This window comes from Streptomyces pimonensis (genome assembly GCF_041380215.1).
GTDB classification, from domain to species: domain Bacteria; phylum Actinomycetota; class Actinomycetes; order Streptomycetales; family Streptomycetaceae; genus Streptomyces; species Streptomyces pimonensis.
The window spans coordinates 136,562-150,735 of the sequence record NZ_JAHWZY010000017.1; the positions used below are offsets into that span (position 1 = coordinate 136,562).

At 70.8% G+C, this 14,174-nt stretch carries 13 protein-coding genes and 2 pseudogenes; 8 read left to right on the top strand and 7 right to left on the bottom strand.

What is annotated here, in order from left to right:
* Window positions 1-181: 181 nt before the first annotated feature.
* Window positions 182-697 (bottom strand): annotated as a pseudogene (locus KYY02_RS33965) (streptophobe family protein); the annotation flags it as partial.
* 234 nt (window positions 698-931) lie between these two features.
* Here KYY02_RS33965 and KYY02_RS18955 point away from each other — a divergent pair.
* Window positions 932-3,415 carry an ABC transporter ATP-binding protein/permease gene (locus tag KYY02_RS18955; RefSeq protein WP_371239338.1) on the top strand — a complete coding sequence of 828 codons (2,484 nt, stop codon included), beginning with the start codon at window positions 932-934 and terminating at the stop codon, window positions 3,413-3,415.
* A gap of 83 nt (window positions 3,416-3,498) precedes the next feature.
* Here KYY02_RS18955 and KYY02_RS18960 read toward each other — a convergent pair whose 3' ends face one another.
* Window positions 3,499-4,239 carry a transglycosylase SLT domain-containing protein gene (locus KYY02_RS18960; RefSeq protein ID WP_371239340.1) on the bottom strand — a complete coding sequence of 247 codons (741 nt, stop codon included), beginning with the start codon at window positions 4,237-4,239 and terminating at the stop codon, window positions 3,499-3,501.
* Between the two features lie 262 nt (window positions 4,240-4,501).
* A pseudogene (locus tag KYY02_RS18965) lies at window positions 4,502-4,893 on the bottom strand (S-adenosylmethionine:tRNA ribosyltransferase-isomerase); the annotation flags it as partial.
* A gap of 245 nt (window positions 4,894-5,138) precedes the next feature.
* Between KYY02_RS18965 and KYY02_RS18970 the strand changes: the two are divergent.
* The 3 genes from KYY02_RS18970 (at window position 5,139) to KYY02_RS18980 (ending at window position 7,322) form a co-directional block, all read left to right on the top strand.
* Window positions 5,139-6,284, top strand: a complete 1,146-nt coding sequence (locus KYY02_RS18970; protein WP_371239342.1) for a GAF domain-containing sensor histidine kinase — start codon at window positions 5,139-5,141, stop codon at window positions 6,282-6,284.
* On the top strand, window positions 6,277-6,918 hold the full coding sequence (locus KYY02_RS18975) for a response regulator (protein ID WP_371239344.1): 642 nt from the start codon (window positions 6,277-6,279) through the stop codon (window positions 6,916-6,918). The genes KYY02_RS18970 and KYY02_RS18975 overlap by 8 nt, the downstream gene beginning before the upstream one ends.
* 158 nt (window positions 6,919-7,076) lie before the next feature.
* A complete protein-coding gene (locus KYY02_RS18980) occupies window positions 7,077-7,322 on the top strand; it encodes a chaplin (RefSeq protein WP_030833995.1) in 246 nt (81 codons plus the stop codon).
* Between the two features lie 226 nt (window positions 7,323-7,548).
* On the opposite strand, the gene KYY02_RS18985 is transcribed toward KYY02_RS18980, so the two are convergent.
* Window positions 7,549-8,337: an Rv1486c family protein gene (locus KYY02_RS18985; RefSeq protein WP_371239345.1), complete on the bottom strand. Its 789-nt coding sequence runs from the start codon at window positions 8,335-8,337 to the stop codon at window positions 7,549-7,551.
* 162 nt (window positions 8,338-8,499) lie between these two features.
* On the opposite strand from KYY02_RS18985, the gene KYY02_RS18990 reads away from it, so the two are divergent.
* The 3 genes from KYY02_RS18990 (at window position 8,500) to KYY02_RS19000 (ending at window position 10,917) form a co-directional block, all read left to right on the top strand.
* Window positions 8,500-9,297 (top strand): ABC transporter ATP-binding protein, encoded by a 798-nt coding sequence (locus KYY02_RS18990; RefSeq protein ID WP_371239347.1) that lies wholly within the window; start codon window positions 8,500-8,502, stop codon window positions 9,295-9,297.
* Window positions 9,298-9,390: 93 nt separating this feature from the next.
* Complete coding sequence (locus KYY02_RS18995; RefSeq protein ID WP_371239349.1) at window positions 9,391-9,822, top strand: NfeD family protein; 432 nt, start codon at window positions 9,391-9,393, stop codon at window positions 9,820-9,822.
* A gap of 147 nt (window positions 9,823-9,969) precedes the next feature.
* The gene (locus KYY02_RS19000; protein ID WP_030834003.1) at window positions 9,970-10,917 is read left to right on the top strand and encodes an SPFH domain-containing protein; all 948 of its coding nucleotides are present in this window, start codon (window positions 9,970-9,972) and stop codon (window positions 10,915-10,917) included.
* A 77-nt stretch (window positions 10,918-10,994) separates the two neighbouring features.
* Here the strand turns inward: KYY02_RS19000 and KYY02_RS19005 are convergent, their stop codons facing one another.
* From KYY02_RS19005 to KYY02_RS19015, 3 genes are all read right to left on the bottom strand, one after another.
* Entirely contained in the window at window positions 10,995-11,501 is a 507-nt protein-coding gene (locus KYY02_RS19005) for an HNH endonuclease (RefSeq protein WP_371239351.1), read from the bottom strand.
* A 209-nt stretch (window positions 11,502-11,710) separates the two neighbouring features.
* Window positions 11,711-12,250, bottom strand: coding sequence for a YbhB/YbcL family Raf kinase inhibitor-like protein (locus KYY02_RS19010; RefSeq protein ID WP_371239353.1), 540 nt, complete (start codon window positions 12,248-12,250; stop codon window positions 11,711-11,713).
* A gap of 42 nt (window positions 12,251-12,292) precedes the next feature.
* Window positions 12,293-13,075: a sporulation protein gene (locus tag KYY02_RS19015; RefSeq protein ID WP_371239355.1), complete on the bottom strand. Its 783-nt coding sequence runs from the start codon at window positions 13,073-13,075 to the stop codon at window positions 12,293-12,295.
* Window positions 13,076-13,264: 189 nt separating this feature from the next.
* Between KYY02_RS19015 and KYY02_RS19020 the strand changes: the two genes are divergently transcribed.
* Window positions 13,265-13,906, top strand: coding sequence for a DNA-3-methyladenine glycosylase (locus tag KYY02_RS19020; protein WP_371239357.1), 642 nt, complete (start codon window positions 13,265-13,267; stop codon window positions 13,904-13,906).
* Window positions 13,907-14,174 lie beyond the last annotated feature (268 nt).

A 14,174-nucleotide genomic window follows, 5' to 3' on the forward strand; every position in this document is an offset into this window, starting at 1 on the left:
AACCGGCGGCCGGCGCCGGCCGCCACCCCTCGGCCAGCCCTGTGGCACCCCGTGCCAGCGGCGTCGCCCGCACCCCCGCCGCCCCGCTCGCCCGGGCCAGCAGCGCTCCGGCGGCGCCCGCCCCCGCGCCCCAGACCGCGCCCAGCAGCAGCGCCGTGCCGAGCCGGCCGCGCAGCTCGACCCCGCCACCGCCCGTCCCCGGCAGGTCGTCCAGCCCCAGCGGGCCCCCGTCGACGGTGACGACGTCGTGCCCCGCCCGGACCAGCCCGCCCGTCATCGCCACGAACAGCGCGACCACCGCACCCGCACGCGCGAGGAGTTCGGCGCCGCAGACCACGCCTCCCGCCGTCCGCAGGGACCGCAGGAAGAAGTACGACAGCAGCAGCGCACCCACCAGGCTCACGCCCAGCGGCGTGACCTCCAGGACCGCGGCGGCCTCCGCGCCCGGCAGCCCGGAGGCGGACACGTCACCGGACGGGGCGACCGAGCCACCCGCCCCCAGGGCCACCACCACCGCGGCGGTCGTCGGGCCCGGCGAACCGGCCGCGTCCGCCTCCAGCAGACGCAGCCCGAGCGCGGCCGTCCCCGCCATCCCGATCAGCGCCCAGCTCACCGCGGCGACCGCGGACATCACCACATCGACCCAGGGCACGCGTCCGTCCCGCTCCGCGGTCCGGACGTTCGTGGCAGTGCTCATGGCAGACCCCCCGAGCCGCGACGCGGCGGCCGCGCTTGTCCCCCTCGCGTGGTTTACCACTCTCCGGGCCGGTTTCAACCCCGCCGGCGAAAGCCGGTGAACACCTTGGTGCGCGCTCGTGACAAGGCCGACTTTCGGTCAGAGGGCCGAGCCTGAAATAGTTCCTCCGATGTTCGACATCCCTAGACTCCCTGCGACGGGGGAAATTCGGGGGACAACTCAGTGGGGCATGGAGTGCCGGAACTCGTACTGGAATCAAACGGACGGACCTGGACGCTCGATCCGTCCAGGTCCTACACCCTCGGACGTGATCCGCAGGGCGACGTCGTGCTGGACGACGCCAGGGTCTCCTGGCGCCACGCCACGATCAGCTTCAACGGGCGCGGTTGGGTCGTCGAGGACCACGGCAGCACCAACGGCACGTTCGTGCAGGGGCAGCGGATCCACCACCTGGAGCTCGGCTCCGGCACGGTGCTGAACCTGGGCAACGCCACCGACGGCCCACGCGTGACGCTGTCCGGCGCGGGAGCGGACGCCCCGGCCACCGCGCCGCAGGCCCAGCCGCAGCAGCCGTACGCGGCCCAGGCGGCGAACGCCGGCCGGTCCCAGCAGCCCGTCCGGCAGCAGCCGTCCACGCCGCACATCCCGCAGCAGCAGGGCGGCCCCGGCAGCGGCGCGGGGGCGCCGCCGGTCCACGGCGACCGCAGCCCCACCACGTTCCACCAGTTCTCCCTCGGCCGTGTGATGCGCATCGGCCGTGCGCTGGAGAACGACCTGGTCGTCTCCGACCTCCAGGTCTCCCGCAACCACGCCGAGTTCCACTCGACGCCCGACGGTCGTATGGAGATCCGCGACCTGGGCTCGCACAACGGCACGTACGTCAACGGTCAGCCGATGGCCAAGGGCGGTTCGCAACTGCTCGGCCCCACCGACATCGTGGGCGTCGGTCACTCGACGTTCCGGATAGTCGGCGACCGGCTCGAGGAGTTCGTCGACACCGGTGAGGTGTCCTTCTCCGCCCGCCACCTGACGGTCACCGTCGACGGAGGCAAGCAGATCCTCAGGGACGTCTCCTTCGGCGTCCCCGAGAAGTCGCTGGTCGCGGTCATCGGCCCGTCCGGCTCCGGCAAGTCCACGCTCCTCAAGGCCCTCACCGGCTACCGCCCCGCCGACCGGGGCGAGGTCCTCTACGACAACCGGAACCTCTACAAGCAGTTCGCCGAGCTGCGGCAGCGCATCGGTCTGGTCCCGCAGGACGACATCCTGCACAAGGAGCTGACCGTCAAGAAGGCCCTCAAGTACGCGGCCAAGCTCCGCTTCCCCGCCGACACCACGGCGGCCGAGCGCCAGTCCCGCATCGACGAGGTGCTGCGCGAGCTCAAGCTGGACATCCACAAGGACAAGAAGGTCACGTCCCTGTCCGGCGGCCAGCGCAAGCGTGTCTCCGTCGCCCTGGAGCTGCTCACCAAGCCGTCGCTGATCTTCCTGGACGAGCCCACCTCCGGCCTCGACCCGGGCATGGACCGCGACGTCATGCAGTTGCTGCGCGGCCTCGCCGACGACGGCCGCACGGTCCTCGTCGTCACCCACTCGGTGGCCGAGCTGGCGATCTGCCACAGGCTCCTGGTGATGGCGCCCGGCGGCTCCGTCGCCTACTTCGGCCCGCCCGGGGAGGCGCTGAACTTCTTCGGTTACGACACCTGGGCCGACGTCTTCTCCGCCTTCGAGAACTACCGCGACTACGACTGGGCGGGCCGCTGGAAGGGCTCGCAGCACTACCAGATGTACGCCGCGGACATCGACGCGGTCGCGCCGCAGTCCGTACAGGTCCCGCAGATGCGGGCGATGAGGCCGCCGAAGCCGCAGAGCTGGATGTCGCAGTTCGTGACCCTGGTGCGCCGCTACGTCTCGGTGATCGTCTCCGACAAGGGCTTCCTCGCCCTGATGGTGATCCTGCCGGCCGTCCTCGGCGCGGTCAGCCTGCTCATCGACGCGGACAAGGGCCTGCTGCCCAACCCGCCCAACGCGGCGGGCCGGATCGTCCCGAACGGCACGGCGACCACGGTCCTGCTGATCCTCGCGGTGGGCGCCTGTTTCGCGGGCGCGGCGAACTCGGTGCGTGAGCTGATCAAGGAACGGGTCATCTACGAGCGGGAGCGCGCCACCGGCCTGTCCCGCTCGGCGTACCTGATGTCCAAGGTGTTCGTGCTCGGCATGATCACCGTGCTGCAGGGCCTGCTGGTCGGTGTGATCGGCTTCTCCAGCCGGGAGATCCCGGAGGAGGGCCTGGTCTTCGGCGGCTTCACGCTGCTGGAGCTCTCCGTGCCGATCATGGCGCTCGGCTTCACCTCGATGATGTTCGGCCTGGTCATCTCCTCGCTGGTGAAGACCGCGGAGAAGACCATGCCGCTGCTGGTGATGTTCGCGATCGTCCAGGTCGTCTTCACCGGCTGCCTGTTCGCCCTGCACGGCTCGATCGGCGTCAACCAGTTCTCGTTCCTGATGCCGTCGCGCTGGGCGGTCGCCGCCTCGGGCGCCACGCTGGACTTGAACAGGATCAGCCCGCCGGAGACGGCCGGGGACACCGACCCGCTGTGGGAGCACACGGTCGGGGCCTGGGCGATGGACATGTCCGCGCTGATCGTCCTCGGCGTGATCTGCGGCTTCTTCGTGGCCCGCTTCCTGCGCCGCCACGAGCCCGAGGTCATGCGCAAGTAACCGGCGCCGTACGCCCCGAAGGGCGGCACCCCGTCAGGAGGGTGCCGCCCTTCGGCGTCCGCGAGAAGAGGCCCGCGCCGGCCTCAGTACGCGCTGTCGACGTTGTCCATGGTGCCGTACTTGTCGGCCGCGTAGTTGCAGGCGGCGGTGATGTTGGCGACCGGGTCGTAGATGTCCTTCGGGGTGCCCGGGACGTGGTAGGCCTCGAACGTCGGCGGGATCACCTGCAGCAGGCCCTTGGACGGGATGCCGTTCCGGGCGTTTATGTCCCAGAGGTTGATCGCCTTCGGGTTGCCCGAGGACTCCCGCATGATGTTGCGGTGGATGCCCTCGTAGGAGCCCGGGATGCCGTGCTTCTTCATGATGGCCAGGGATTCACGGATCCAGCCGTCCAGGGTGTCGCTGTAGCTCTTGCGCGGGGCGGCCTTCTTCACCTCGGCGCGCTCGGCGGCGCGGTCGGCGGCCTCCTCGGCCTCGCGGGCCTGCTCGGCCCTGGCCTTCGCGGCAGCGGCGGCGGCCCCCTTCTCGGCGGCGGCCTCGGCCGCGGCCTCCTTCTTCGCCGCGATCCGCTCGATCTTGACGCCGGAACCGGCGAGCTGGTCGGTGACGCCGGCCTTGACACCCTCGATCGGCTCGGTGCTGTACACCACCTTCGCGGTCGGGGCGGCGACCTCGGTCGTCGTGGCAGCGGACGCGGACGCGTTGCTCGGGACGGCCGAGAAACCGATCGCGGCGGCGCCGAGGGCCGCGACGCCGGCGGCGGCGATCCTGTGGTGACGGGTCAGGGCACGACTATGACCACGGGTGAGGATGTTCTTGGACATGCGGGACGGACCTCTTCGGATAGCGCGGAGGTCGCTCAACGTCCGGTGCTTCCAGCACGAGCGCCGTGGGGAGATACCCACGGCGCTGAGCGACACAGCCATTCTTAGCGGCCGCAAAATGACAGGGCAAAGATGTGACGTACGAATCCGAGTAGTAGAACAGGGAGAGGGGAGCGGGGTAGATGGCCTATATGTCCCGTTCGGATGGCTGTTGCGCCCCTCCTAATCCTCTTCGTACGTGAGGTGCGCCCTATGCTCGGCCTCACACCGACCACCCCCCTTCCTTGCCGAAAGTTGCTGAAGCGATCCCCTGTGTGAGCAGGCTCGGCCACTCCGGCGGAACCAGGCGCACATCACCGAACTCGTGCCACAGAGAGCGTCCGCGCAGCGCCTCCTCATATCCCCGGTCGATCGCCGCCCGCCCCGCGACCGCCTCCAGCATCAGCAGCTGCGAGGCCTCCGGCTCGTGCGGCCCGGTCAGCAGCCCCTCCACCACCCGCACCCCGCGCTCGGGGGCCACCACCGGATCGGTCCACCCCGTGCGGGCCCGCACCGCACCGTCCGCACCGGCCGCCGGCTCCACCGCCCTCACGGCCGTCGTTCCCACCGCGATCACCCGGCCGCCCCCGCCCGCACCGCCCCGACCAGCCGCGCCGGCCCCCCGGTACCGTCCGACGCCGTTCGATCGGCGTGCCCTCAACGCAGGGACCGGTCCGCCGCCACCGCCTCGGGCCCGGGACGCAGCGCCCCGGGTCCCTTCGCCCTACGCCACCGACCCCGGTCCCGCGGTCCTGCGCCCCGACCGGGGCGGCCGGGACCTTTGGCCTAGGGCCTGCGGCCCGCCCGACGGCCGACACACGTCCGATCCCGCTGTCGCGGTCCGCCGGTACCGTGAGGGCATGAGCCACGGCCCCCGGTCCGGCCTCGCCGCGGTGAGTTCCGCGTTGCTGGCCATGAGCAGGCACCTCGAGGTGCGCGACGTCCTCAAGACGATCGTCGCCTCGGCCCGCGAACTCCTAGACGCGCAGTACGCCGCGCTCGGCGTGCCCGACGACCACGGCGGCTTCGCCCAGTTCGTGGTCGACGGCGTCAGCGACGACCAGTGGAAGGCCATCGGACCCCTCCCACGCCAGCACGGCATCCTCGCCGCGATGCTCAACGAGGCCACCCCGCAGCGCCTCGCCGACGTGCGCCGCGACCCCCGCTTCGAAGGCTGGCCCAGCGCCCACCCAGAGCTGGTCGACTTCCTGGGCCTGCCCATCCGCGCCGGGGACGAGGTCATCGGCGCCCTCTTCCTCGCCAACAAGGACTGCCCCAGACCCGAGGGCACCTGCGGCTTCACCGCCGACGACGAGGAACTGCTCGGCATCCTCGCCCAGCACGCCGCGATCGCCCTCACCAACGCCCGGCTCTACGAGCGCAGCCGTGAACTGACCATCGCCGAGGAGCGCTCCCGCCTCGCCCACGAGCTCCACGACGCCGTCAGCCAGAAACTCTTCTCCCTGCGGCTCACCGCCCAGGCCGCCGCCCGCCTCGTGGACCGCGACCCCGCCCGCGCCAAGGGCGAGCTCCAGCAGGTCGCCGCCCTGGCGGCCGAGGCCGCTGACGAACTGCGCGCGGCGGTCGTCGAACTGCGCCCCGCGGCGCTCGACGAGGACGGCCTCGTCGCCACGCTGCGCACGCAGGCCCAGGTCCTCGACCGCGCCCACACCGCACGCGTGACCTTCGCCGGGAACGGCGTACGCGCCCTCCCGGCCGCCCAGGAGGAGGCGGTGCTGCGCGTCGCCCAGGAAGCGCTGCACAACGCCCTGCGGCACTCCGGCGGCGACCACGTCGACGTCACCCTGGACCGCAGGGGCGGCGGGGCGGTGCTGCGGGTCAGCGACGACGGCGGCGGCTTCGACCCGCGGATCGTCCGCAGCGCTGGCCGCCATCTGGGTCTGGTCTCCATGCGGGACCGGGCGAGCGGGGTCGGCGGCAGGCTGACCGTGGAATCGGCGCCCGGCAAGGGCACCACGATCGAGATGGAGGTTCCCGGTGGCTGAGGCAATCAAGGTGCTGCTGGTCGACGATCACCAGGTGGTGCGCCGGGGCCTGCGCACCTTCCTCGAGGTGCAGGACGACATCGAGGTCGTCGGCGAGGCCGCGGACGGCGCCGAGGGAGTCGCCCTGGCGGGGGAGCTGGGGCCCGACGTCATCCTCATGGACGTCAAGATGCCCGGTATGGACGGCGTGGACGCGCTGCGCCGGCTCCGTGAACTGGACCACCCGGCGCGTGTGCTGATCGTCACCAGCTTCACCGAGCAGCGCACGGTCGTCCCCGCCCTCCGCGCGGGTGCCGCCGGTTACGTGTACAAGGACGTCGACCCCGACGCGCTCGCCGGAGCCATCCGCTCCGTGCACGCCGGACACGTCCTGCTCCAGGCGGAGGTGGCCGGAGCGCTGCTGTCCCAGGAGGGGACCGGCTCAGGGCCGGGACGCGCCGGCTCCCTCACCGAACGGGAGCGCGAAGTCCTCGGGCTCATAGCGGACGGTCGTGCCAACCGGGAGATCGCCCGGGCCCTGGTGCTCTCCGAGAAGACCGTGAAGACCCACGTCTCGAACATCCTGATGAAACTCGACCTGGCGGACCGCACCCAGGCAGCCCTGTGGGCCGTACGCCACGGCCTGAGCGGCTGACCCGGGACGCCGCACGCCCTGCGGAAGGTTCCCGTCCAATCCGAGATTCATACCGTAGTGGGAATATCCCTCGGATGGCCGTATCCCTCGTCGGTGTCCGCCGTTCTCCAGTGCGTACCGCGGCGCCTGCCGCGGTCATCGCTAGGAGGGCTCGGAAAGTGAAGAACCTGAAGAAGGCAGCGGCCGTGACGATGGTGGCCGGCGGTCTGCTCGCGGCCGGTACGGGAATGGCCTCCGCCACCGACGGCAGCCACGCCGACGGCACGGCCGTGGGCTCCCCGGGCGTCGTCTCCGGCAACGTCGTCCAGGTCCCGGTCGACGTCCCGGTCAACGTGTCCGGCAACAGCGTCAACGTGATCGGCCTCCTGAACCCGGCCTTCGGCAACACCGCCGTCAACCACTGACGCGCACCCGGCACAGCCCCGGCCGCCCGCCCCTACCGAGCGCCGGGGCTCACCCGCGCCCGCCGTTCCCGCGGACAGCCGTGCCGCTGGGGCGGCACGGGCGAGTGCGACGGCACCCGTCGGCCCCGGGCCGCGCGACCCGCCTCGGTCGGCACCGACGCCAAGGGTCCACGGAAGCCGGGTCGCACAGGCCGCCCGGCCCGCGCCGGCACCGGGCAAGCAGACCTCACCCCACCCCCCGTTCCTCCACGACGGAGTTGTACGCAGCCACCTGCGCCCGCCGAGCCGTACGCTCCACGGGCCGCAACGCGGCGGCCCGCCCCGCCATCTCCGACGCACTCACCGCGCCCCCGTGCCCCCCGCCCCCCGCAAGCGACACCAGCGCCCCCACCCGCTGAGCCAGCTCCAGCACCCGCACGGCCCGGGGCGGATACCCCGGCGCCAGCACCTCCCGCCCCCGCGAGGCCAGGGCCCGAGCCCGGTACGCGTCGACCGCCGCCTCCGCCACCGGCCCCGACCCGGCCACATCCAGCCGCGTCAGCACCTCGGTGGCCTCCCGCAGCGCCTCCGCCAGCTCCCGCTCCGCCTCACCGAGCGACGGCACGTCCGCCGGTACCGCCTCCCGTACCGGCAGGCAGTGCCACACCACCTCCACGTGCACATCACCCGAGGGTCCGGCCTCGTGCACCTCCGGCACCAGCCCCAGCGCGGTCCCGTGGCACACCACCGCCTCCTCCGCCTCCAACGCCCGCGCATTGAACTCCGGCGGCCCGCTCAGCCCCAGCGGATGTCCCGGCGCCGGCAGCGCCACCCGCAGCCCGGACGCCCCGAGCGCCCGCAGCCGTCCCAACGCCAGCGTGAGCCCCACGGACACCGGCTCGCCCGGCAACCCCTCCACCCGGTGCACCGCGTCCTCCCCGACGATCGCGAGCGCGGCGTCATCCGGTGGGACAAGTCCGGCGAGAAGGGCGTTTCCCCAAGCGGCAAGGCGTCCAGAGCGAGGTTCCGAGAGCATGCGTACACCCTAGACAGAGCCCAGGAACCGGACCGGAGGAATGTCCGGGTCGACCGGTGGCGTAGATTTCATGATGGGCTGCGCCCGCGGGCGCGGCGGACCGACCCACAGGCGTACGCGACAGCCGAGACCGGCCACACTGCAAGGGGAGACAACGCGCTCATGAGCGATGTTCTGGAGCTTCAGGACGTATCCGTGGTCCGCGAGGGCCGGGCTCTGGTGGACCAGGTCTCCTGGTCGGTCAAGGAGGGCGAGCGTTGGGTCATCCTCGGCCCCAACGGCGCCGGCAAGACCACCCTCCTCAACATCGCGTCCAGCTACCTCTACCCCAGCAGGGGCACCGTCAGCATCCTCGGCGAGACCCTCGGCACCCCCGGCACCGACGTCTTCGAACTGCGCCCCCGCATCGGCATGGCCGGTATCGCCATGGCCGACAAGCTCCCCAAGCGCCAGACCGTCCTGCAGACCGTGCTCACCGCCGCCTACGGCATGACCGCCGGCTGGCAGGAGGAGTACGAGGACATCGACGAGCAGCGCGCCCGCGCCTTCCTCGACCGCCTGGGCATGTCCGAGTACCTGGACCGCAGGTTCGGCACGCTCTCCGAGGGCGAGCGCAAGCGCACCCTCATCGCCCGCGCCCTGATGACCGACCCCGAACTGCTGCTCCTCGACGAGCCCGCCGCCGGACTCGACCTCGGCGGCCGTGAGGACCTCGTACGCCGTCTCGGCCGGCTCGCCCGCGATCCGATCGCCCCCTCCATGATCATGGTCACGCACCACGTCGAGGAGATCGCCCCGGGCTTCACCCACGTCCTGATGATCCGCCAGGGCAAGGTCCTCGCCGCCGGACCGCTGGAGCTCGAACTCACCTCCCGCAACCTCTCCCTCTGCTTCGGCCTCCCGCTCGTCGTCGAACAGGTCGGCGACCGCTTCACCGCCCAGGGCCTCCCGATGTCCTGACCCCTTCCGTAGCCCAAGAACCGGATCCGCACGGCGTGTTCAAACCGATCGGCGCTCTGTCGGCGACCGGGTGCGCGGTCCTACCATGACCACGTGGACATCGACGCATGGCTGTGGTGGTTGATCGGCGCGGCGGCACTCGGCATCGGGCTCGTGATCACCGCGATGCCCGAACTCGGCATGCTCGCGGTGGGTGCCGTCGCCGCGGCAGTGGTCTCCGGCGTCTTCGGCGGCGGCGCCGTCGCCCAGGTCGCGGTCTTCGCCGTCGTCTCGACCGCCCTCATCGCCGTCGTACGCCCCATCGCGAACAGACACCGGGCCCAGCTGCCCCGATTCGCCACCGGCGTGGACGCCCTGAAAGGGAGACAGGCCGTGGTGCTGGAACGCGTCGACGGCTCCGGCGGCCGGATCAAGCTGGCCGGCGAGGTCTGGTCGGCACGCGCACTCGACGCCGGCCACACCTATGAAGTGGGCCAGGAAGTGGACGTGGTGGACATCGAGGGGGCCACGGCCGTCATCATGTGAACCCCGCGACACAACTGGGGCGAACAACACCCCAGTTGCACCGATGGTCTGTCAGACTCGACCAGCAAGATCCTCAACCGCAGGATCTGCCACAGGCACGATGCCTGCCGTAGGCGCCGAGGCGAAGAAGGGTTCGGGGAACCGACGATGCAACCGATCATCATCGTCCTGATCATCCTGGTGGTGTTGGTCTTCATCGCCCTGATCAAGACGATCCAAGTCATCCCACAAGCCAGCGCCGCCATCGTCGAGCGCTTCGGCCGCTACACGCGGACGCTCAACGCGGGCCTCAACATCGTCGTCCCGTTCATCGACACCATCCGCAACCGCATCGACCTGCGCGAGCAGGTCGTGCCGTTCCCCCCGCAGCCGGTCATCACCCAGGACAACCTGGTCGTCAACATCGACACCGTCATCTACTACCAGGTGACCGACGCCCGCGCCGCCACCTACGAGGTCGCCAGCTACATCCAGGCCATCGAGCAGCTCACCGTCACCACACTGCGCAACATCATCGGCGGCATGGACCTCGAGCGCACCCTGACCTCCCGCGAGGAGATCAACGCGGCCCTGCGCGGCGTCCTCGACGAGGCCACCGGCAAGTGGGGCATCCGCGTCAACCGCGTCGAGCTCAAGGCCATCGAACCGCCCACCTCCATCCAGGACTCGATGGAGAAGCAGATGCGCGCCGACCGCGACAAGCGCGCCGCGATCCTTCAGGCCGAGGGCGTCCGCCAGTCCGAGATCCTGCGCGCCGAGGGCGAGAAGCAGTCCCAGATCCTGCGCGCCGAGGGCGAGGCCAAGGCAGCGGCCCTGCGCGCCGAGGGCGAGGCCCAGGCCGTTCGTACGGTCTTCGAGGCCATCCACGCCGGCGACCCCGACCAGAAGCTCCTCTCCTACCAGTACCTCCAGATGCTCCCCAAGATCGCCGAGGGCGACGCCAACAAGCTCTGGATCGTCCCCAGCGAGATCGGCGACGCCCTCAAGGGCCTCTCCGGCGCGATGGGAAACTTCGGCGCGATGGGCGGCGGCAACGGCGCCCCGGCCCCCAACGTCCCCGCCCAGGAACGCCGCGAGAAGCCGTCCATCGACTGAGATCCCAGGGCGCGGGGAACTGTGCGAACGACCGCGCACGATCCGCGCCCGGGGCCCCCGACCTCTGCGGCGAAGCCCTATGCCGCGTCCAACGCCAACCATTCGGGCAACGCCTCGAAGTCCTCGGCACCCAGCGCCAGCAACATCGCATCGGCCGGAGTCGGCTCGAAAGGCCGTCGCAACAGCGGCATCCCCGCCTGCTCGGGCGTCCGGTTCGCCTTCCGGTGGTTGTCCTCCGCACAGGACGCCACCGTGTTCAGCCACGTGTCCTGCCCACCGTGCGACCGCGGTACCACGTGGTCCACGGTCGTCGCCCGACGCCCGCAGTACGCGCACCGGTGCCGGTCCCGCACCAGAACGCCCCGCCTCGACCACGGCGCTCGTCTTCGGAACGGCACCCTCACGTACTGGCAGAGCCTGATCACCCGGGGCGCCGGTATGTCGACCGCGGCTCCACGCATCCGGAGCTCGGGGTGGGCCTGCTCGACGACGGCCTTGTCCTGAAGGACCAGAACGACGGCTCGGTTCAGCGTCACCGTCGACAACGGCTCGAAACTCGCGTTCAGTACCAGCGTGTCCCGCATACCAGCCCACCTCCCGTGTGCACCGGCCCACCCCTCGGCGGACTGGGATCAACTCTGGCCGGGCACGCCGAGACGGACAACGCAATATCTGCTGCTCCTGCGGGAGGCGACCCCGCGATCCCGGCAACAAAAATGCCCTCCCCCGATCACTTCCATGACCGGGGGAGGGCAAACGTTCCATGAACGCTCGAGGCCGTGCGGGAAACCGCTCAGGACTCCGCGGGCACCTCGTACTCACCGATCAACCGGGCGCGCGCCAGCGTGTGGAACCGCAGGTTGAAACCCACCACGGCGGGAGACGCGTCCGAGTCCGGACCGAGCTTCTCCTGGTCCACGGCGTACACCGTGAACACGTACCGGTGCGGCCCGTCCCCGGGCGGCGGCGCGGCACCGCCGAAGTCCTTGCTGCCGTAGTCGTTGCGCGCGTGGACCGCGCCCTCGGGCAACCCCTCGAACGTGCCGCTCCCCGCGCCGGCCGGCAGCTCGGTCACCGTGGCCGGGACGTCGAACAGCACCCAGTGCCAGAACCCGCTGCCCGTCGGGGCGTCGGGGTCGTAGCAGGTCACGGCGAAACTCCTGGTCTCCGGCGGGAACCCCTCCCACCGCAGGTGCGGCGAGGTGTTGCCGGCCGCGTGGACCTGAGCCTCCTTGAGCGTCGCCCCCTCCTGCACGTCCTCGCTCGTCACCGCGAACGAGGGCACGGGCGGATGGAAGTCGTGGGGGAGCGGCCGCCGCTTGAGCTCGGTCACCTCGGTACCTCCTGATCGATTGCGTTCAGTCGCGGACCGAGCCTAGAACCAGTTGCGCTTGCTGCCGACCTCCGACAGCCACTGGTTGAGGTACGCCGTCCAATCGGTGCCCTGGTAGTCGTTCAGCCCCACCTTGAAGGAGCGGAAGGTGTCGCTGCCCTCGCTGAACAGACCCGGCTTCTTGTCCATCTCCAGCACGACGTCCATGGCCTGCTCGTCGGCCACGAAGCTCAGCTCGACCTGGTGCAGCCCCCGGTACTGCTGCGGCGGGAAGAACTCGATCTCCTGGTAGAACGGCAGCTTCTGCCGGGTGCCCCGGATGTGGCCGCGTTCCATGTCCGCGTTCTTGAAGCGGAAGCCCAGCTGGACGAACGCGTCCAGGATCGCCTTCTGCGCCGGCAGCGGGTGCACGTTGACCGGGTCCAGGTCACTGGAGTCCACGGCCCGCGCGATCGCCAGCTCGGTGCTCACCCCGATGTTCATCCCGCGCAGCGCCTGCCCGTCGATCATCGTGATCGGCGTCTCCCACGGGATCTCCAGACCGAACTGGACGGCGTGCACGGCACCCGCCTGGAGCTCGAAGGCACCGCCCAGCGACGACTTCGTGAACTCGATGTCCTGCTTGTGCTCCTGGTCGCCGCTCTCCACCTCGACCTTGGCCTGGAGTCCGACCGACAGACCCTCGATCTGCTGGTTCACGGATCCGCCCTGGATCCGCACCTCGCCCTGGACGACCCCGCCCGGAACCACGTTGACCTCGTGCAGCACCGTCTCGACCGAGGCCCCGCCGGCACCCAGACTCGCCAACAGCTTCTTGAACGCCATGTCTCTCCCTCTCCAGGCGACCCCCGTGGGCCACACCTGATCCGTCGTCCTGCGTCGAGCCGTACGTATGGACCCTCGAGCCCTAACAACGCGATCCGGCTGTGGCCGGTTCCGCGGCCCGCGCCCTGGCGACTGCGGAGCCCGCTGACCACCCCGTGACACCGTCCGCCTCCAGTACCCTCGGACGGCATGATCGCGACCTCCGACCGTACGCCCCTGCCCAGAGAGTTCTTCGACCGCCCCGTCCTCGAGGTCGCCCCCGACCTCCTCGGCCGGATCCTGGTCCGCAGCACCCCGGACGGTCCGATCGCTCTCCGCCTCACCGAGGTCGAGGCCTACGACGGCCCGAACGACCCGGGCTCCCACGCCTACCGCGGTCGCACCGCCCGCAACGACGTGATGTTCGGTGCGCCCGGCCACGTGTACGTCTACTTCACTTATGGCATGTGGTTCTGCATGAACCTCGTGTGCGGCCCCGAGGGTCGCGCGAGTGCGGTGCTCCTCCGCGCCGGCGAGATCATCGAGGGCGCCGAGTCGGCCCGCGCCCGTCGGCTCTCGGCCCGCAACGACAAGGAACTCGCCAAAGGCCCGGCCCGCCTGGCCACCGCGCTCGGCGTCGACCGCGCACTCAACGGCACGGACGCCTGCGCCGTCGGCGACACCCCGCTACGGATCCTCACCGGTACCCCTGTGCCCTCCGGGAGGGTGAGCAACGGCCCCCGCACCGGAGTCTCCGGCGAGGGAGCCGTCCATCCCTGGCGCTACTGGGTCACCGACGACCCGACGGTGAGCCCTTACCGGGCCCACGTGCCGCGCCGCCGCCGAAGTTGACTCAAGGGCGGAAGGTGCGTAATGTAGCCCGAGCCGCTTGAACCGGGTACGGCGATCGCCTGCAGCCGGAAGCGGCCAACCCACTACCTACGATCACCCCCAGCCGGGTCGAATCCGTCATGTTCGCGTGACTGAATTCCGGACCGCGCAGCTCGATTGTGAATCGAGCAGGGGAATCGGCTAACGTAGTGAATGTCGAAAGGTCGACAGGCGGAAGCCGAGGGCTGGACGACGGAACCCACCGACTGGGAATTCGGGACCGAAAGGA

Bases quoted from the DNA above. Each gene is read 5' to 3' on its own strand.
- KYY02_RS18960 (WP_371239340.1), bottom strand. From the start codon at position 4,239: ATGTCCAAGAACATCCTCACCCGTGGTCATAGTCGTGCCCTGACCCGT.
- KYY02_RS19000 (WP_030834003.1), top strand. From the start codon at position 9,970: ATGCAACCGATCATCATCGTCCTGATCATCCTGGTGGTGTTGGTCTTC.
- KYY02_RS19005 (WP_371239351.1), bottom strand. From the start codon at position 11,501: ATGCGGGACACGCTGGTACTGAACGCGAGTTTCGAGCCGTTGTCGACG.
- KYY02_RS18985 (WP_371239345.1), bottom strand. From the start codon at position 8,337: ATGCTCTCGGAACCTCGCTCTGGACGCCTTGCCGCTTGGGGAAACGCC.
- KYY02_RS19020 (WP_371239357.1), top strand. From the start codon at position 13,265: ATGATCGCGACCTCCGACCGTACGCCCCTGCCCAGAGAGTTCTTCGAC.
- KYY02_RS18970 (WP_371239342.1), top strand. From the start codon at position 5,139: ATGAGCCACGGCCCCCGGTCCGGCCTCGCCGCGGTGAGTTCCGCGTTG.
- KYY02_RS18990 (WP_371239347.1), top strand. From the start codon at position 8,500: ATGAGCGATGTTCTGGAGCTTCAGGACGTATCCGTGGTCCGCGAGGGC.
- KYY02_RS19015 (WP_371239355.1), bottom strand. From the start codon at position 13,075: ATGGCGTTCAAGAAGCTGTTGGCGAGTCTGGGTGCCGGCGGGGCCTCG.